The organism is Methylobacterium sp. NMS14P, assembly GCF_028583545.1.
Taxonomy (GTDB): Bacteria; Pseudomonadota; Alphaproteobacteria; order Rhizobiales; family Beijerinckiaceae; genus Methylobacterium.
Window position 1 is genome coordinate 2896877 of sequence record NZ_CP087106.1, and the last position, 15924, is coordinate 2912800.

Sequence of the window (15924 nt, forward strand, 5' to 3'; positions counted from 1 at the left end):
TTCGATGGTGCCCGGCGTCCGGAGAGCCGAAGAACGCGCTGCAATGCAGTATCGATTAAGGCGACGTTGGTGGGATCAGTACTGATCCGGCGGAGTTTCAGCCATTACTGCTGAATTTTCTGGAGGATTGCCATGGGCCTCACCGCATTCGCCGTGTTCGTCATTCCCTGGGTCCTGCTCGCGGTGTTTCTCACGCGATCCCCTTCGGTTCTCCGCCTGGGTGCTGCTCCGGCGCCCTGGCGGTACATCCCGACCCACAAAGAGATGGCCCGCGCCGACCGTCGCGCGATGCACCCGCACGACAGGCGCGCGGCCGAGGCCGGCGGGGCCTCGAGCCGGGACCAGCACGGTCGCAGCGAGGCGCCCGCGGGCGGTGCGCTGGGCACGAGCGTGGAGCCCACCGAGCCCGACGACAAGCTCAGCTAGAGCTGCTCCCGATCGGGCTGAGACGGGAACGATCGCCGGGCCCTTGGGGATTGGCGCTAGCGTCCCGTCTCCCGTGCGGGAGCGGGAGCAAGGCGCGACTGTCCCGAACGGAGGGACCGTCGTTACAACTTAGTGCAACGTCATTGGCAACGGCTCCGGCGGGGCTCCCTGAGTAGCCCGCCGGTATGGGGCACGGCGTCCCGCCGCACCCGGAGCAGTGGCGGTCACGCGCCGATGGTCGCGTGCGGCCTGCAGTAGCTGTCGCGCACCGCGGGGATGTCGTCGTAGCCGTCGACGGTGCAGAAGTACGTGCACACCAGCCAGGCGGCCAGGGCGAGGCACAGGGCGCCATTGTAGAGCCACAGCCCGATCACGCGCCGGCTGGGCAGGTTCGGCAATCCGACGACGGAGCCCGGCACCCAGTCGACCGCGAAGACGATCGTGCAGAAGGCACCCAGCACGCCGGCCATCATGACGGCGAGAGCGGTGGACGTCATGCCGCCTCCTCACCGCTGTGCCCGCGAGAGGGCCAGAGCGCTTCGCCGGCGCGATCGATGCGGGCACGACACCATGTGAGGGGCACGCGCAGCCGAACTCCCGTCACCGCTCCCTCCCGCACCGTCGATCCACACCACACCAGCTAACCGGGACGACGCCGACAAGTCGAGATCGGGAGATGCGCACCGCCGTCATCCGACGCGCCGGCTGCGTGAAAGGTCTGACGGGTATGGTGCCGAGAAGTTCGGCAGCGTGCCTGTGCATCTCGGTGGGCGCACCGGGGTTCGAGCCTGGGACCCGTTGATTAAGACGACTCGGCTCCGGGCACCAGGACGCGCATTTTCTGCTTGCCGGCACTGCCGAAAGCTTGGTTGCGCTCTCGGAAATTGATGTACCCTCTGATTGTCGAACTTCGGGCACCGCTGAAATCGCTCCGCCTGCTTACCGGGTGCTTACCGGAACGCGCCTCACAAACCGGACCGCCGCCGCGCAGCTCCCGGCCGAGAAGGATCGCCTCATCGTCTTCGACGATGATCTCCCGGGTTTCGGCCTGCGGGTCAGCATGGGCGGCTCGCGGCAGTGAATAGTCCAATACCGCAATGCCAAGGGTCAGACCAAGCGGGAGATCCTCGGCCGGGTCGGACTGCTCACGGCCACCGACGCCAGGCACGCGGCGAGTGAGCGGCTGGCGTGGGCCAAGCTCGGCGAGGATCGGCATGTCGAGAATCGGCTCGCCAGGGCCCGCACCACCGGGACCGTCGGCTCGAAGGTCGATCCGTACCTGGAGGCCGCTGGATCGCAGCTGCGCGAGAGCGCTCCGCGAGACGCCACGCGCTACATGCGCGTCGCTTGGAAGCCGCTGCACAAGGAGCCGCTGCACGCCGTGACCCGAGCGAAGGTGGCGGAGCGCATCGGTGTGATCTCGAAAGAGAGCGGCCCCTACGCGGCGTGTCGGTCGCGAGCCACGCTCTCGGCCTTCTACGCGTGGCTGATCGGGAACAGCATGGCCGAGACCAACCCGATGGTCGGTACGATCAGGACGGGCCAGGAGGAGAAGCGCCGCGGGGTGCTGACGCCCGACAAGATCAAGATCGAGGCGGTGTTGAAGGCCTGCCGGGACGACGACTCCGGCCGCATTGTCCGCCTGCTCCTGCTCACCGGTCAGCGCCGCGAGGGAGCGGCGGGCACTAACTGGGCCGAGCTCGATCTCGCGAACGGCATCTGGCGGCGACCGGGCGAGCGGACCAAGAACAGCCTGCCGTCTGACATCCCGCTGTCCCGCCCTGCCCTCGATCTGCCCGTTAAGGTCCAGCCGATCGCCGGCCGGCCGCTCCTGTTCGGCGACGGCGTCGGTGCGTTCTCAGGGTTCTCGCAGGCGAAGGCCGCGCTGGACAAGCGGTCCGGCGTCACGGGCTGGCGATGACGGTATGCGAGGACCGGACGATGGGTGTTGCGATGCGGATATATTGCTTCCGCCACGGGTTGTCCGGCAACGAGTACATCGGAGAACTGCCGTGAAGAAGCTCCTGCTTGGCGCGTGCGCCGTAGCTCTGTCATCCTTCGTTATGGCGCAGGCGACCACGACCGCCGACGCGCGAGCGCGCCATATGAAATCGGCCAAGCGGACCGGCGTCCCCATCACGAACAACACCGGCGGCCGCGGCTCGTCGAGCTCCGCCGCAGGCGGTAATGCAGGTCAGCCTTCTCGCGGATCACGGTCGATAGGCGGCAGCGGGGGTGGCACAGGCAACGGCGGTGGCGGCTAAGCGGCTCGCGCGACAACACATGTGTTTGGGCATTATCCCAAAGATCAGCCCATAGCCCGCCCGGTTCGTCGGTGCGGGCTTTTTCACGCGTGTGAGAACGCGGTTTCTCTCGCGGAATATAATTGAGTGATATCCAGCACATTCCGCATAGCGTCTTCAGTGCAAGGATCCATCATGCCGTGAGGACAGACACGGTTTTGAGGAAGCATCATCATGCACTCGATGAAGCATGTCGCCGAAGTCGTCACTTTGGCAGCATGTGCAGCCGCGGTGGCAATTTCCGGCCAGATCCTACTGATGCCACAGGTTAGTGCATGGCAGGACGAGCTCGTCACGGTACTGACGCGCGAGCTGCCCCGGTCATGACTGGCCTGCCGAAAGTCCGGTTCGAGGTCGGCCGGCCCGGTACTTTGCCGCGGCGGGCCTTGTCATATCGGCAAGCCTGCTGGCCCGCGACTCGCTGCTCCCGGCGTTCCTCCCAGGGATCCACTCAGCCCCGCCGGCACCGGCGCGCGGGGCGCTTGTATCTTGGCATGATCCCAGCGAAGGCGGCCCTTCGTTCAATCTGAACCTTCGTTCCGGAAGGTGCGTTGATTGTCTCAACCCATGATTGAGGTCTCAATGCGCTACCGCACTCTCATCGCCTCTGTGCCGCTGGCTGCCCTGCTCTCAGGCCCAGCCCACGCGCAGGCGCCGACCACGGCACCGAGCGCGCCGCCGAGTTCGTCGGGCGTTGTTGCGCCACAATCGGGCTCGACCGGCACACCAGGTGCCGTGACAGGGTCACCGACCGGGCAGCCCGCTGATACACGGTCCAACAGCTCCTCGGCAGCGGGCAACGCGAACCAGCCGGAGCGCCCGGCGCCACAAGGCGGCGGCGGTGGCGGCAGCAGCAGGTAGCTGCCGACTGTTCGCAGACGCTGACCCGACGTTACGTTCCGCCGGCCGGTAGGTCACGGCACGCTGTCCCGCAGATCAGCTTCTCGTTCCCGAAGCTTGCATCTCAGAAAGCCCGCCCGGTCCGCCGGCGCGGGCTTCTTCGTGCGCGGCGTCCCGGCAGCAATCAGCGAACCGTCTGAGGCACCTCGGGTTTGCGCCACTGGGGGGGGCTGATCCCGGAGGCGTGAGTGTCACGCTCCTTCATCAGCACGGCCAACGGCCACGTGGTCGAGGACGACGAAGGCGTCGAGGTGCCGAACTGCGACCCTCTGCGCAATGTAGTCCGGCATACCCTGACGGCGATCCTGCACGACGAAGGCGCGATCGATGGGGCGACTGATTGCGGCGCCCGAGCCGACGACGAAGATGGCAAGCTCGTGATGCAGGCGCGGGCCGGCATCGACATTATGGGTCGATAGGGCTCAGGCTCCTCGTCGGTGAGATCAGGCGTTCCCCGCTCGGTTTGGCGGTGCGGACCTTAGGCGGCCGGCTTCTGACACAGGTGAATGCAGGCGCCAATCCGAGCGCAGGCGGCCTGCTCGGTGGGCCCAATATAGTTGTGCGCAGACAGATGGAACGCAATCGGTCGTCCGACGACAATATTATTTCATTGCCTCTGATAAATTATTACCGAATTATCATCTTGCCGACATCGAGTATCATTGTAGGGGGCAATAAATCGATCCCGTCCGATTCCAATCTGCAGTGGCCTATCACTGCACCCAGCGGGAGTAGCATTCCATGCGTATCGCTCGGCAGAAGTGCAGGTGCCAAACCCGGCAGCGATATAACATCAAGCAATCACCTAATTCACGCAACATGTGTGGACATTCGGTCGTGCGCTGGATCGGCTTCGCGAAACGCCGAACTTTGGAGCTGGCTCGCAGACCGACCATTGAAGTGACGAGCGCGCGCGTCATTCGATTGAATTGGGCCGACACATTTGGTCGACCAGCTAGGGTTGAATCTACCGGTATCGTTCGGTCTATCGCGGCGATCGTGCCCTTCGGACCGCACTCTCGTTAAGCCACACGAGGCCGATCGCGATACGAAGCCAGGTCAGACCTGGGGGATTGTCGGTCTGGGAGCTCACGGCGAAGGGACGCGGGGGAGCTGGGCGCTGACTTACTTCCGACGTGGCCGGAGCGGTCCGTAGAAGCCGCTCCATTCCATGCCCACAGCCTGCGCTCGCTCGGCCAAGATGCCGGGCACCGACAGCAGGCTCATCACCGGCGAAGCCACGATGTCCGGGTCGTGCAGGTGGAGCCCGATCTGCCGCCCTCGCCACCAGAAGAGCCCGAACAGCAGGGCGAGCATCAGAATCAGGCCCCAGGTCACGAGGCCCTCCCCGAAGATGTACACGCCGTAGGGAGGTGCGATGGCCGTACTGAGCCACGAGAAGCCGATGCACACGATCGGCAACAGGATGAGGAAGCCCAGCAGTTCCAGCGGCAGCCGGCAAACGACGCGGAGTGCGGCATTGAGGTCCTCGACCGACACGGAGTCGAGGGAGAGCCGTTCATCGTTTGCGGCCTGCTGCATGGTGCCTCCTGGCTTCGGTGCTGCCTTTGACCATGGGATGACACCTTACCGGGATGCAAGGATTCCCCGGAGCCCATCGGCCCCAGCCGCAGACTTGCCGCGACGCCGTTCCATTTCATCCTTTCCCGCATGCCGCTTCTTCGTGGCGATCAGCAGATCGAGGTCGGCGGCGGCATCCTCTTGAGCCTGCATGGCTCTGACGTCGCTGATTATCAGCCGCCCTGCAGGCTCTCGGCGAAGTCGTCGGGAATCTCGCCCGACTGGCCGAGGATCGTGACGCCCTCCAGTTCGCCGGTCTCGTCGTCGGCCACCACCTTCAGCGCCGCCGCGCCCGGCATCCGCCTCGCCAGGTTCTCCGCCTTCTTCACCGCGCCGCCCTCGATCTGCGCCGGCTCCTGCCGAGCCGGTCGCAGCCGCTTCCGGTGCAGCGCGAAGGGCTGCACGACGCACGCCGTCTTCATCGCCCTCGTCGCTTTCTCCTCCGAGCGACGTCGGTAGCGCCAAGGCCCGATCGGCATTGCCGTTTCTAGAAGCCCTCCACAGAGATCCACCGCAATCCGAAGTGCCGCCAAACCGGCCATTGAACCGCGATCATCCCTGCACTTTGTTCTTACTCTGTTCCAGAAGGGAATCGGAACGCGATGCACGCTCTCCCGCACGAGCCACCTGTGGAGTTTCGTCTCACGGAAGCCGAGGCAATCACGCTTCACGACTACCAAGCCGCACATCGGGACGGCTGGGCTGCTCCGGTGCAGGCGACCGCCGACGCCCTTGCCGGCATCGACGCTGCGGAGCGGCAGGTTGATGACCATGGCCGGCTGGTCTCGCACGGGTACGCGCGCGGCTGCATCTGCGCAGCCTGAAATTCATGTCAGTTCACCGCATCGACGCGCTGCTGGTCCACAGCCCCGACGCCGTTTGGGTGCCGCTGATCGGGCAGGGCCTGTGCGCCGGCTTCCCGTCGCCCGCCGATGACTTCCTCGAGGGCGCGCTCGAGCTGCCCCGCTGGCTCGTGCCGAATCCGCCCGCCACCTTCCTGTGGCGGATCAGTGGCTCGTCCATGGAGGGCGCCGGCATCTACGACCGCGACCTCGCCTGCGTCGACCGCAGCCTCAAGGCGGGCCACGGCAGCATCGTCGTCGCGGCAATCGACGGCCAGATGAGCTGCAAGCGCCTCTTGATCGACGGCAACGTCGCCCGGCTCGCCTTCTGCAACCCGGACCTGCCCGCCTTCGCGGTCGACGACCTCGGCGAGGGTGTGATCTGGGGCGTGGTCCGCTTCTCGATCCGCTGGCACGTCGCCCGCGGGCAGCTCTCGTGAGCACCCCCGAGGCCCGGCTGCGCGACCGGATCGGCGGCGGCCGCGCCGTGGCGCTGATCGACGGCAACAGCTTCTACTGCGCGTGCGAGCGCGTGTTCGATCCGAAGCTCGCCACTGTCCCGGTGATCGTGCTCTCGAACAACGACGGCTGCGCCATCGCCCGCACCAGCGAGGCCAAGGCGCTCGGCATCAGGATGGGCGACCCGTACTTCAAGATCCGCGAGATGTGCCGTCGCCGAGGCGTGCGGGTGTTCTCGTCGAACTACACCCTCTACGGCGACATGTCGGGGCGGACCAACGCGGTCTACCGGCAGTTCAGCCCGCAGGTGGAGATCTACTCCATCGACGAGAGCTTCCTGAACCTGTCGGACGTGGCGCCGGCCTTGCGGGTCGAGCTCGCGCGGGACCTGCGCGCCACGGTCCAGGCCTGGACCGGGATCCCGACCTGTGTCGGCATCGGCCCGACCAAGACGCTGGCCAAGCTCGCCAACCACATCGCCAAGAGCGTGCCGGTGCTGGGAGGCGTGTGCGACCTGACCGACCCGGCGGCCTACGCGCACTGGCTGTGCCGGATCGACGTCGCCGAGGTCTGGGGCATCGGCCGGGCCTCGCTCGCCAAGCTCCGGGCGATGGGCGTGGACAGCGTGGCGGACCTGCGCGACCTCGACCCGCGGCCGGTGCGCAAGGGCCTGACCGTGGTCGGCGAGCGCATCATCTACGAGCTGCGCGGCGCGGCCTGCCTGTCGCTGGAGATGGTGCCGGCGCGGCGGAAGGGCTGCGCGGTGACGCGCTCGTTCTCGAGCCGGATCACCGAACGGGCGGTGCTGGAGGAGGCGGTGGCGGCGCACGCGACGCGGCTCGGCGAGAAGCTGCGGCGCGAGGGGCTGGGCACCGACCACGTCACGGTCTTCTACCACACGAGCGAGCACGACTGGGGGGAGCCGATGCGCTCGGTCTCGACGACGGTGCAGCTGCCGGAGCACAGCTCGGACACGCTGGCGCTGATCAAGGCGGCGCGGCACGGGGTGGCGCGGACGTGGCGCGATCCGGGCGCGCGACCGTGGCGGTACTCGAAGGCCGGGATCGTCACGAACGACCTCGTGCCGCTGTCGCACAGCCCGCGGGCGCTGATCGGCGCGCTGGACCGGGCGCAGTCGAGCCCGCTGATGGCGGCGATGGACGCGTGCAACGCGCGCTGGGGCCGGGGCGCGGTGGTGCCGGCGCGGGCGGGGCTGGTGAGCCGGCGCGACTGGAACTCGAAGTTCGAGATGCGAACGCCCCGCTACACGACGCAGGTCAGCGAGCTGCCGGTGGCGTATGCTTGAGGCGTCACCTCAGTACGCAGGCGACCGTTTCGGGTGGTTTCGAGAAGGTCCGCTCACGGACGACGATGCGTTGAAGCGGACCCGGCAGCTCAACGGCCACTTTGATCCGCGCGCACAGGGGCGCGAAGAGGTTTAGGGCCGTCGCCCTCTGCGCCGCCGTCGTTATCGAGCATTGCCTGAACGCTGTCAGGGTGTTTGGGTACCCCCAGCAACCGGGCCAACCCGTCAGCGACGCCACGACGTACCGCGTCATCGAGTGCGTGGTCGTCTCTGCCCTTCACGACAGTAAAGCTCATACCGACGGTCCTACGCATTTCTTACTCAGGTTAAATTAACCAACTGTCGGCGGTTCCCAATCGTCCTCTGACACTGGCTTGTGGATGATCCGGCCGCTCGATCACTCAAGGCGGTATGCGACGACTCGCTCTCGAGCGGCACCGCATGGAACCGGACGTCACCCACCCGCCTATGCGCAACGCGTTGCCGAGGTTGCCGAGGTCCGCTCAGGGTGATCTCGAGACGGTCTGCTCCTGGGCGGCAAACGCATGAGAGCGGATGTTGCTGGCCAGCTCGGCCATGACTCAATTCGTCGAAAGCGAGTGATCAGCACAGCTCTTTCGAAGGGCATCGCGCGCATTCTGTTCGAATGAGGTGGAGGTAGACTATGCGGACGTGGGTGACGGCAGGCGTGGCATTTCTGACCTTGATCGGGAGCATCAACGTGGCCGAGGCACGCGGACGGATGCGCTTGTCTTTTGGGCGTACAGCGGCGCCCATACGGCCCGTAGCGCCGGCTCCCGCCGTTGCCGCAGCTCAGCCCGGCTCCGCCGGGCGGATCGGCTACCAGCCTGCAATCACTGTTACGCCGGGTCAGGCGACCGTCGCAGCCGCCGCGACCACGGTGCCGCTCGCAATCTCCGGCGAAGCGCCCGCTGGCGCCGATCAAACGGCGAGGATAGTGCCTTCCGCGGCGATCCCAGCTCCAACGCCGCCGCGCGTCCGTGAGGTCCGCGCGGTCGCTCCGCCCTGCGAGGCTGGCAGGCGCGTTGGGGGTGTGGAGCACGAGGACGCCGGCTTCTGCTTAGTTAATTGATCGCCGGCGCAGTCAGTCCGAGGCTGCAGCCGAGGGCCAAAATTCCTTCGTGTCAGGTTCCTACGTCACTCTTGGCGCTCAACCTCCAGCTTCGGCAAAACGGTTCGGTCGGAGGTGATCTGACCAGCATTTTGGACCGAGCCGAGTGAAAGGCTACTGCACGGCCGCTGCCATGGGTAGCCGGAAGGCCAGATCTGGGTAGCTGACAGGCGCTGGTGGCCGAAGGCCAAGGGACGAGTGCGGCCGGATGCAGTTGTAGGTGTTCTGCCAGAGGGCAATCACGGCCTGGGCTTCCTTGAGTGAGTAGAAGATCTCCTGGCGCAGGCACTCGTCGCGCAGCTTGCCGTCGAAGATTTCACAGTACCCGTTCTCCCACGGCGAGCCCGGTGCGATGTACTGGATCTGCGAGCCAGCTTTGGCGACCCATTTGCGCAGTGCCTTCGAGATCATCTCAGGGCCGTTATTGCAGCGGATGTGCTCCGGGATGCCGTGCAGGCACATGGCGTCGGCCAGCGCCTCGATCACGTCGAGGCTGTTGATCCGCCGCGACACCTTCAGCGCCAGACAGGCCCGGCTGTGCTCGTCGATCAGCGTCAGGATGCGCAAGCTGCGCCCGTCGTGGGTCTGCGCCTGCACGAAGTCGAAGCTCCACACATGGTTGCGGTAGAGCGGACGCAGACGCACGCACGAGCCGTCGTTCAGCCAGAGGCGGCTGCGTGGTCGGTGCCTTTGTGGGACATTGAGCCCCTCGCTACGCCAGATGCGCTGAACCCGGTCCTTGCCCACCCGCCAGCCGTCTGCCTGCAGCAGCGCGGTGACGCGGCGATAGCCGTAGCGTCCGTACTCGGACGCCAGGGCGACGATGGCGCGGGTCAGCCCATCCTCGTCGGCCAGCACGGTCGGCACATAGCGCTGCGTGCCCCGATGCTGGCCGACGATCCGGCGGGCGTGACGTTCCGAGAGGCCGTACTTCTCCCGGATGCCAGCCACCGCCTGCCGGCATCGTTCGGGGGCTATACATTTCCCGAGGTGACGTCCGCCAACACCTGCTTTTCCAAGGACAGGTCGGCCACAAGCCGCCGCAACCGAGCGTTCTCGCGCTCCAGGTCCTTCATCTTCCTGGCCTGGTCGCCTCGGAGCCCGCTGTACTCCTTGCGCCAGCTATAACAACTCTGCTCGGAGATCTCCGCCTCCTTGCACGCCAGCGCCAAGCTCTTGCCCTGGGTCGTCTGCACCTCAATCTGGCGCCGCTTCAGCACGACCTGCTCCGCACTCGTCTTCTGACCTGCCGCATGTCCGACTCCCTCGGTCCCAGCTGATCCTCTCAATCAGCCCGGCCCAAAGCCAGCCGGTCAGGTCAAGGGCCTGTTCACCGATTGAGGTAGCATCTGAACGCTCAGAGTAGCGCTATGCATGGCCGATAGCCGAGCATGGGAGGGGTCGATGAAGGTGTTTCAGGTCCGTCAGGGCGCGACAGGCGCCATCCTCTGGACCGGCACAGCGACGGACCCGCTCGCAGCCCTTGACGCCATGGCCCACGAAGCTGGGTACTACGACCACTCTGACATACCGGACCATCTGCGGGCCGGCGGCCTGCATGCAGAAGAGATACGGGTCTGACGCGCCGCGCTGCGACGTGCGCCAGGGCGGCCTGCGCGATGCCATCCTGCACAGCGCCGGTGCCAACGCGATCCACGGCCTGGGCCGCACGAACGCGGATCGGCCGGCGCAATGTCGGGGCTCAATCCCCGTTGTCGGCATCTCCAGCGTCGTCGCTGCCGTCCAGCAGCCAGTCGGGTATCCCAGGGAGCACCTCCCCAGCCACCTCACCGGCGGTCGTGAGGGCACGATCGACCTTCGCTTCCGTGTACTCGCCCCGCACCTCGGCAAACAGCTCACGTGCCAGCCGATCGAGCTCCTCGTCAGATAGCTTTTGGCCGGGCTCGTCCGTCATAGGTGCCTCCCGAGCATCGGCCGCTCGGCCCAGCCCCGATCTGCTCACAGGGCGGGGGAGCGTCCGATCTCACCAGCGGGCGGGCCGATACGCGACGCGGCCCGACAGCATGATGCCGGAGACGGGTTAGCCCCACGTCACCAGGTAAGCTGTCCGGATTTCCCAGGGTGGTGCTGGGGCTCGACACGCGCCGGCCGCCATGTACCAGGCAGGCACGGCAGCCGGCGCGCTCGCGAGCGGGAGCCGTTCGGAGCTGAACCGCCGCGATGGGCAAGAGGGCGAACAACGCGATCCGTCGGCAGAAGATCCTGGCCGGGCTGATGGTCGCCAGCCACATCGGGGAGCGGCGCAGCGGGATGCATGACATGGCCTGCTCGCGGCCACTGCCATCCCGCATGATGGTATCGTTACGCACCCCGTAACGATCCAAGTCTGCGTTGAACTTGGCGCGCTGACCGCCCCTATCCAGGCCCATGCCCACAACCACGGGCCGCATCTCTACTCAGCGCTCGCCGTATGAAGATCAGGGATTACGCGCAGTACAGAGGCCCTAGACCACGCCGTTGGCAACATGCCGGAGCGGTGCGGCCGCAGCTGTGGCCCAGGCCGTGCAGGACGCAATCTCGCCCATGGCGGACGTTTCCTCCCAGGCTAGGCCGGGGCCAGCGGGCTCCGGCTACTTTCGTGCGGATCCAGCATGTCGCCGTGGTTCGCTGCCGTCCTGAGCCTTGAGACTGCGCTGTGCTCCGCGATCCTGGCGGAGGCTGCCCACGATCGGCTCGCAGAGGAAGTACCGGCGGCTGGGATCGCCCGTGTGTCTGGATGGCTCTTGCTGGCCGCCACAGGCATTCTGCTGTGGCCGAAGACCAGCTAAGCGGCAGTTCCGTCTTGCTGCTGTGATGGTGGAAGAGAGAGGCAGCCATTCGGCATTACACCGGTTGGGCAGAGCCCTCTGCTCGATGCCCTAGGCTACCGGTAAGTCTTTGAAGTTCTTGGTGGGCGCACTAGGGTTCGAACCTAGGACCCGCTGATTAAGAGTCATCCCGTCCGGGCATTTCCCCAGGGACGGAACGTTCACCGAACGCGTAGTAAAAGCCCTTTCAATTCCGATACCTGTGCGGTTCGCTCGGCGTAGCCTTGATTGGGCAACGGGTTAGCTGGTCCAATGCTCCCGCCCGAACCCGCCCGAGTTTTCAGCCCTTCGCATGCCCCGTCACGACCTCAACATCGGCCACGTCCGCGACGCCAAGAAGGCTGCCGTCCCGGGCGCCAAGGCCTACGACATCATCGACACGAGGGCTCGCGGGCTGCTGCTCCGCGTCGGCCCCCGGGGATGCCGCTGGGCATGGAAGTTCGAGTTCAACCACCGGACGCGCCGCATGGACCTCGGTGACGTCGACGAGTGGAGCATCGAGGACGCCCGCACCATCGCCGGCGAGGCGACGAAGCTGATCCGCGAGCGGAAGGGTCTGCCGGACGCCGCCTGGCTCGCCGCGCAGCGCGCCAGGTTCGGGAAAGCCCCGCCTCCGGACTGGACCGTGGGCCTCGGTCAACCGTTCGTGCCGTCGCCCGAGCCCAAGCCCTGGAAGGGCGTCCCCGACTTCATGGCGTGGACCTACCGGGACGCCGTCGAGCGCTACCTGAAGCATGTCGCGGACACGAAGCGGGTCGGGACCCTCCGCGACTACCGGAAGACCCTGAACAACCCGGCGTTCGCGTCCATCCAGCGCCTGCCGGTTTCCCGCATCACCGTCGACGAGATGCAGAAGATCATCGACGGCGTCGCGAAGGCCGGCCACCACGCAAGCGCCGTCGGCATGGCGGTGAAGATCAAGACCTTCTGGAAGTGGCTCGGCCGCCCGGGCGTGTGCGAGGGTTCGATGATCACGTCCGAGGTGATGGCCCGGCTGCACAAGCCGGACCGCATCCGCCAGGCCGTCGTCCCGGGCGCGGTACCGGTGCCGTCGAAGCGGAAGCATTTCCCGTTGATGCCCGAGCTCGGGCGTCTCGTCGCCCTGGCCCGGACGGGCGCCTTCGACCCGGCCTACGACGTCGCAATCCTGCTCTTCGTCCTGGCGGCCCAGCGCAACCATGCGACGACCTCGGCGAGCGTTCACGACTTCGCGGACTGCGACGAGGAGCCCGGCTGGGGCGTGTGGCGCATCCCGCCGCTGCATCGGAAGGGCGCGTCCGAGGAGGACGAGATCGAGGAGCGGACACATGCCATCCCCCTGCCCCCGGCGGTCTGGTCCGTCGTGAAGGCGCGCATCGCCGGCCTGCCCGGGGAGCACTGGCTGTTCCCGGGCCTGCGTCCCCGGCGGAAGGGCGCGCCCGTCGGGCACATGTCGGAACACACCTTCACGCACCAGTTCGACGCCATGCCCGGCATCGTGGCGAGCCCGCACGACCTGCGCCGGGCGCTCCGGACACAGGGGCGCAAGCTGTTGAAGGTCACGCCGAAGGAGCTCAGCCTGATCCTCGACCACGCCGAGGGCAAGGCCGGCTCGGTGACGGAGACGCACTACAGCGACGACGAGCAACTCGACATCAAGCGCCCGATCTTGGAACGGTGGTGGGCGATGGTGGAGAAGCACGCCGCGGCCGCTGCGTCCGAGTTGCCCTCCGTCGAGGAGATCCGCCAGCACGTCAGCCGGGAGAAGCAGCGCCAGAAGGGTCGCGTCCAGGGCGTCGCCGCCGCGGCCTGACGGTTCGCTTTACACAACCTTCACCACATCGTCCGGTGACCCTGGGCGGCGGCTTGACCGCACGAATCGCGAGCTGCGATCCTCGCCCTATCGACACCTGAGAGCCCACCATGAAACCGCGCATAGCCCCCTCCAACCGGACGAGACCCATCCCCGGGGCGTGACCGCGCGTGCGGCAGCCCCTGCTCAGGAGGCTGCCTTCATGAAGACCAAGACCACCACCTACTTCAGTGCCGACCACCACTTCGGGCACGAGGGCGTCATCCGCATGTGCGGCCGCCCCTACTCCGATGCCCGCGAGATGGACGAGGCCTTGGTCCGCGCCTGGAACGCTCGCGTCCGCCCCGTCGACACGATCTGGTTCCTCGGCGACTTCGCCATGGGGAGCTCGCCCGAGCGGTGCCGCGAGCTCTTCGCCCGCCTGAACGGCACCAAGCATCTCGTCCGCGGCAACCACGACGGGAAGAGGGTCCTCGAACTGCCGTGGGCGTCCCAGCACGACCTCGTGCAGATCACCGTCGGCGGCGTCCGGCTGGTCCTCTGCCACTACGCGATGCGGTCATGGAACCAGGTCTGGCGGGGCAGCCTCCACCTCTACGGGCACACGCACAATACCCTGCCCCCGACCACCCAATCCTGCGATGTCGGCGTGGATGCCTGGGACTTCCAGCCGGTGACGCTGGCCGAGATCCGGGAGCGTCTCGCCACCGTCGATGAGGAGCCAGAGGAGATGCGCCGGGCGCGCGAGCAGGGCGAGGAGAATGGCGATGCCGCGTGAGACCGAGATCCCCTCTGACACCGTCACCTGCGAGGTGTGCGGGTGGGTGTCCTATTCGGTCACCCGGGAGCACGCTGAGGAACATGTCGCCCGGCACAACGCGTGGCGGGCGATTGACCCTGAGGCGCTCCGGCACTGGCCTCGACCGATGTCGATCCGCGAGTACGCCTGTCGCGGCTGCGGCGGCTGGGGGCCGTACCGTCCCGCGCGGCAGGGAGACTGTCCCTTAGGCGCGACCATCAATGCGGTTATCGTGGAATGACGAAGGCCCCCCGCTTATCCGGGGGGGGCCTTTCTAGATTCGGGGCCGGGGGTCGACCTCGGCGTCGAGCTCGTCGGCCACATCGAGGAGGCGCTCCCCGGTCTCCCGCGCCAGCTTCGCCAGAGCCGCCGAGACCCAATCCGGGATGTCCATCGCGCCCGAGGCCCATTTCGACACCATCCGCGGGTCGATCTCGTCCCGTGGGCCCGCCGGGTGGTAGGGCCCAAGGAGCCTCGCCAACGGTCGGCGCCAGTCCTCCCCGGAGCGGAGCGCCTCCCCGGCGCGGGCGAGCAGGTCAGGCGTCATGAGGGCTTCTCCATGAGGCGCCCGCCCATCCGTGCGAGGCGGGACAGACACCGGGGGCACGTCGCCGGCTCATCCGTCGGGTCGCTCCACCCCACCGAGCGCCGGCCGTGCGTCGCCCGGCAGAGCGCGACGGTCTCGCCCTCGGGCAGCACGTGGAACAGCGAACCCTTGTCCGCCTCCGCGCCGTTCGACAGGCGGCCGAGCAGGCGCTCGGAGCGGGCGAAGCGCCCGTCGCCGAGGTCGTAGCGCGGGGCCCCGGCGAGGAAAGCCGCGTACCGGCGCCGGTTCTCCTCGTGCTTGATGCGCTGCTCCTCCTCGTCCCGGGTACACCCCGATGGACCAGGCGCTCATCGAGGCCGGGCTGGGGTGCTTCTATTCGCTGAGCATGGGGTACGCGCTGCAGGACACGAGCGTGCCTTACACCCCCCGGAGCATCGCCTTCCCGGTCACGCTGAAGCGCGACCGGGACGGCACCCCGCGCCTGTTCGTGGCCTCACCCGTCTATGCGGACCTCCCCTACGTCCGGCGCGTCGAGGCGGTCACGGGCCTGAAGGCGATCTCGCACTCGAACGCGTCGGGGGCATTCTGGCACCACGCCCTCGACTTCGCGACGGATGCCGGCTGGGAGCGCCTCGCCGAGAGCATGGAGTTCACGACCCCGGAGCGCGTCGCCCAGGCGGTGAACATGACCGTCATCGGCGGCGAGCTCTCCCCGGCGAACGCCCGCTCGCTGTTGGACCGCCTCGGCCTGCGGGAGCCTGCCGACCGCAGCGCGGCCGCCATCGCGGAGATCCAGGTCAACATCGGCGGATTCGGTCTGGACGGGTCGCCATGGGCGGCCATTCACGCCGTCGAGGACGGCTGGATCTCGGCCGGTCGCAAGGGCAAGCGCCGGGGGGTCTACGCCACCCTGACGGAGAAGGCCCTCGACTACATCGCCTCCCGAACAGCCAAGGCCGCCTGACCGCTCTGGTCGCCCTGGTCGCTTGCGCCGCCCCGGCGACAATGG

19 protein-coding genes are annotated in these 15924 nt (G+C 67.2%); 11 read left to right on the forward strand and 8 right to left on the reverse strand.

Annotation, left to right across the window (positions count from 1 at the left end; genetic code table 11):
• Positions 1–132 precede the first annotated feature (132 nt).
• Positions 133–426, forward strand: coding sequence for a hypothetical protein (locus tag LOK46_RS13915; RefSeq protein ID WP_273564303.1), 294 nt, complete (start codon positions 133–135; stop codon positions 424–426).
• Positions 427–650: 224 nt separating this feature from the next.
• On the opposite strand, the gene LOK46_RS13920 is transcribed toward LOK46_RS13915, so the two are convergent.
• Both LOK46_RS13920 and LOK46_RS13925 read right to left on the reverse strand, forming a co-directional pair.
• Positions 651–923: a hypothetical protein gene (locus LOK46_RS13920; protein ID WP_273564304.1), complete on the reverse strand. Its 273-nt coding sequence runs from the start codon at positions 921–923 to the stop codon at positions 651–653.
• A 305-nt stretch (positions 924–1228) separates the two neighbouring features.
• Positions 1229–1642, reverse strand: a complete 414-nt coding sequence (locus tag LOK46_RS13925; RefSeq protein WP_273564305.1) for a hypothetical protein — start codon at positions 1640–1642, stop codon at positions 1229–1231.
• Positions 1643–1927: 285 nt separating this feature from the next.
• On the opposite strand from LOK46_RS13925, the gene LOK46_RS13930 reads away from it, so the two are divergent.
• From LOK46_RS13930 to LOK46_RS13945, 3 genes are all read left to right on the forward strand, one after another.
• The gene (locus LOK46_RS13930; RefSeq protein WP_273564306.1) at positions 1928–2347 is read left to right on the forward strand and encodes a hypothetical protein; all 420 of its coding nucleotides are present in this window, start codon (positions 1928–1930) and stop codon (positions 2345–2347) included.
• Positions 2348–2903: 556 nt separating this feature from the next.
• Entirely contained in the window at positions 2904–3056 is a 153-nt protein-coding gene (locus LOK46_RS13935) for a hypothetical protein (protein WP_273564307.1), read from the forward strand.
• Between the two features lie 761 nt (positions 3057–3817).
• On the forward strand, positions 3818–4048 hold the full coding sequence (locus LOK46_RS13945; RefSeq protein ID WP_273564309.1) for a DUF6894 family protein: 231 nt from the start codon (positions 3818–3820) through the stop codon (positions 4046–4048).
• A gap of 706 nt (positions 4049–4754) precedes the next feature.
• Here the strand turns inward: LOK46_RS13945 and LOK46_RS13950 are convergent.
• Together LOK46_RS13950 and LOK46_RS13955 are read right to left on the reverse strand one after the other, a co-directional pair.
• Positions 4755–5171 carry an ABC transporter ATP-binding protein gene (locus LOK46_RS13950; protein ID WP_273564310.1) on the reverse strand — a complete coding sequence of 139 codons (417 nt, stop codon included), beginning with the start codon at positions 5169–5171 and terminating at the stop codon, positions 4755–4757.
• A gap of 212 nt (positions 5172–5383) precedes the next feature.
• Positions 5384–5632, reverse strand: a complete 249-nt coding sequence (locus tag LOK46_RS13955) for a hypothetical protein (protein ID WP_273564311.1) — start codon at positions 5630–5632, stop codon at positions 5384–5386.
• Positions 5633–5839: 207 nt separating this feature from the next.
• Here LOK46_RS13955 and LOK46_RS13960 point away from each other — a divergent pair, with 207 nt between their 5' ends.
• From LOK46_RS13960 to LOK46_RS13970, 3 genes are read left to right on the forward strand one after another with little or no spacing between them, the layout of a single operon-like run.
• Entirely contained in the window at positions 5840–6034 is a 195-nt protein-coding gene (locus LOK46_RS13960) for a hypothetical protein (RefSeq protein WP_273564312.1), read from the forward strand.
• Positions 6035–6039: 5 nt separating this feature from the next.
• Positions 6040–6492 (forward strand): LexA family protein, encoded by a 453-nt coding sequence (locus LOK46_RS13965; RefSeq protein ID WP_273564313.1) that lies wholly within the window; start codon positions 6040–6042, stop codon positions 6490–6492.
• On the forward strand, positions 6489–7817 hold the full coding sequence (locus tag LOK46_RS13970) for a Y-family DNA polymerase (RefSeq protein WP_273564314.1): 1329 nt from the start codon (positions 6489–6491) through the stop codon (positions 7815–7817). The genes LOK46_RS13965 and LOK46_RS13970 overlap by 4 nt, the downstream gene beginning before the upstream one ends.
• A 1246-nt stretch (positions 7818–9063) precedes the next feature.
• Here the strand turns inward: LOK46_RS13970 and LOK46_RS13975 are convergent.
• A protein-coding gene (locus tag LOK46_RS13975; protein WP_273564315.1) for an IS3 family transposase occupies positions 9064–10238 on the reverse strand; the annotation gives its coding sequence in 2 pieces (ribosomal slippage) (positions 9064–9938 and positions 9938–10238; 1176 coding nt in all).
• Between the two features lie 115 nt (positions 10239–10353).
• Between LOK46_RS13975 and LOK46_RS13980 the strand changes: the two genes are divergently transcribed.
• Positions 10354–10530: a hypothetical protein gene (locus tag LOK46_RS13980; RefSeq protein ID WP_273564316.1), complete on the forward strand. Its 177-nt coding sequence runs from the start codon at positions 10354–10356 to the stop codon at positions 10528–10530.
• Between the two features lie 121 nt (positions 10531–10651).
• Here the strand turns inward: LOK46_RS13980 and LOK46_RS13985 are convergent, their stop codons facing one another.
• Together LOK46_RS13985 and LOK46_RS32930 are read right to left on the reverse strand one after the other, a co-directional pair.
• Positions 10652–10864 carry a hypothetical protein gene (locus tag LOK46_RS13985; protein WP_273564317.1) on the reverse strand — a complete coding sequence of 71 codons (213 nt, stop codon included), beginning with the start codon at positions 10862–10864 and terminating at the stop codon, positions 10652–10654.
• Positions 10833–11360, reverse strand: coding sequence for a phage antirepressor N-terminal domain-containing protein (locus tag LOK46_RS32930; RefSeq protein WP_443192886.1), 528 nt, complete (start codon positions 11358–11360; stop codon positions 10833–10835). Before LOK46_RS32930 ends, LOK46_RS13985 begins: the two co-directional genes overlap by 32 nt.
• 709 nt (positions 11361–12069) lie before the next feature.
• Here LOK46_RS32930 and LOK46_RS13990 point away from each other — a divergent pair.
• Both LOK46_RS13990 and LOK46_RS13995 read left to right on the forward strand, forming a co-directional pair.
• A complete protein-coding gene (locus LOK46_RS13990; protein ID WP_273564318.1) occupies positions 12070–13569 on the forward strand; it encodes a tyrosine-type recombinase/integrase in 1500 nt (499 codons plus the stop codon).
• 202 nt (positions 13570–13771) lie between these two features.
• Positions 13772–14347 carry a metallophosphoesterase family protein gene (locus tag LOK46_RS13995; RefSeq protein WP_273564319.1) on the forward strand — a complete coding sequence of 192 codons (576 nt, stop codon included), beginning with the start codon at positions 13772–13774 and terminating at the stop codon, positions 14345–14347.
• Positions 14348–14642: 295 nt separating this feature from the next.
• Here LOK46_RS13995 and LOK46_RS14000 read toward each other — a convergent pair whose 3' ends face one another.
• Positions 14643–14915 carry a hypothetical protein gene (locus LOK46_RS14000; protein ID WP_273564320.1) on the reverse strand — a complete coding sequence of 91 codons (273 nt, stop codon included), beginning with the start codon at positions 14913–14915 and terminating at the stop codon, positions 14643–14645.
• 334 nt (positions 14916–15249) lie between these two features.
• Here LOK46_RS14000 and LOK46_RS14005 point away from each other — a divergent pair, with 334 nt between their 5' ends.
• Positions 15250–15879: a hypothetical protein gene (locus LOK46_RS14005; protein WP_273564321.1), complete on the forward strand. Its 630-nt coding sequence runs from the start codon at positions 15250–15252 to the stop codon at positions 15877–15879.
• Positions 15880–15924 lie beyond the last annotated feature (45 nt).

Coding starts and splice junctions, on each gene's coding strand:
- LOK46_RS13915 (WP_273564303.1), top strand. CDS start 133: ATGGGCCTCACCGCATTCGCCGTGTTCGTCATTCCCTGGGTCCTGCTC.
- LOK46_RS13920 (WP_273564304.1), bottom strand. CDS start 923: ATGACGTCCACCGCTCTCGCCGTCATGATGGCCGGCGTGCTGGGTGCC.
- LOK46_RS13925 (WP_273564305.1), bottom strand. CDS start 1,642: ATGCCGATCCTCGCCGAGCTTGGCCCACGCCAGCCGCTCACTCGCCGC.
- LOK46_RS13930 (WP_273564306.1), top strand. CDS start 1,928: ATGGCCGAGACCAACCCGATGGTCGGTACGATCAGGACGGGCCAGGAG.
- LOK46_RS13935 (WP_273564307.1), top strand. CDS start 2,904: ATGCACTCGATGAAGCATGTCGCCGAAGTCGTCACTTTGGCAGCATGT.
- LOK46_RS13950 (WP_273564310.1), bottom strand. CDS start 5,171: ATGCAGCAGGCCGCAAACGATGAACGGCTCTCCCTCGACTCCGTGTCG.
- LOK46_RS13955 (WP_273564311.1), bottom strand. CDS start 5,632: ATGAAGACGGCGTGCGTCGTGCAGCCCTTCGCGCTGCACCGGAAGCGG.
- LOK46_RS13965 (WP_273564313.1), top strand. CDS start 6,040: ATGTCAGTTCACCGCATCGACGCGCTGCTGGTCCACAGCCCCGACGCC.
- LOK46_RS13980 (WP_273564316.1), top strand. CDS start 10,354: ATGAAGGTGTTTCAGGTCCGTCAGGGCGCGACAGGCGCCATCCTCTGG.
- LOK46_RS13985 (WP_273564317.1), bottom strand. CDS start 10,864: ATGACGGACGAGCCCGGCCAAAAGCTATCTGACGAGGAGCTCGATCGG.
- LOK46_RS32930 (WP_443192886.1), bottom strand. CDS start 11,360: ATGCGGCCCGTGGTTGTGGGCATGGGCCTGGATAGGGGCGGTCAGCGC.
- LOK46_RS13990 (WP_273564318.1), top strand. CDS start 12,070: ATGCCCCGTCACGACCTCAACATCGGCCACGTCCGCGACGCCAAGAAG.
- LOK46_RS13995 (WP_273564319.1), top strand. CDS start 13,772: ATGAAGACCAAGACCACCACCTACTTCAGTGCCGACCACCACTTCGGG.
- LOK46_RS14000 (WP_273564320.1), bottom strand. CDS start 14,915: ATGACGCCTGACCTGCTCGCCCGCGCCGGGGAGGCGCTCCGCTCCGGG.
- LOK46_RS14005 (WP_273564321.1), top strand. CDS start 15,250: ATGGACCAGGCGCTCATCGAGGCCGGGCTGGGGTGCTTCTATTCGCTG.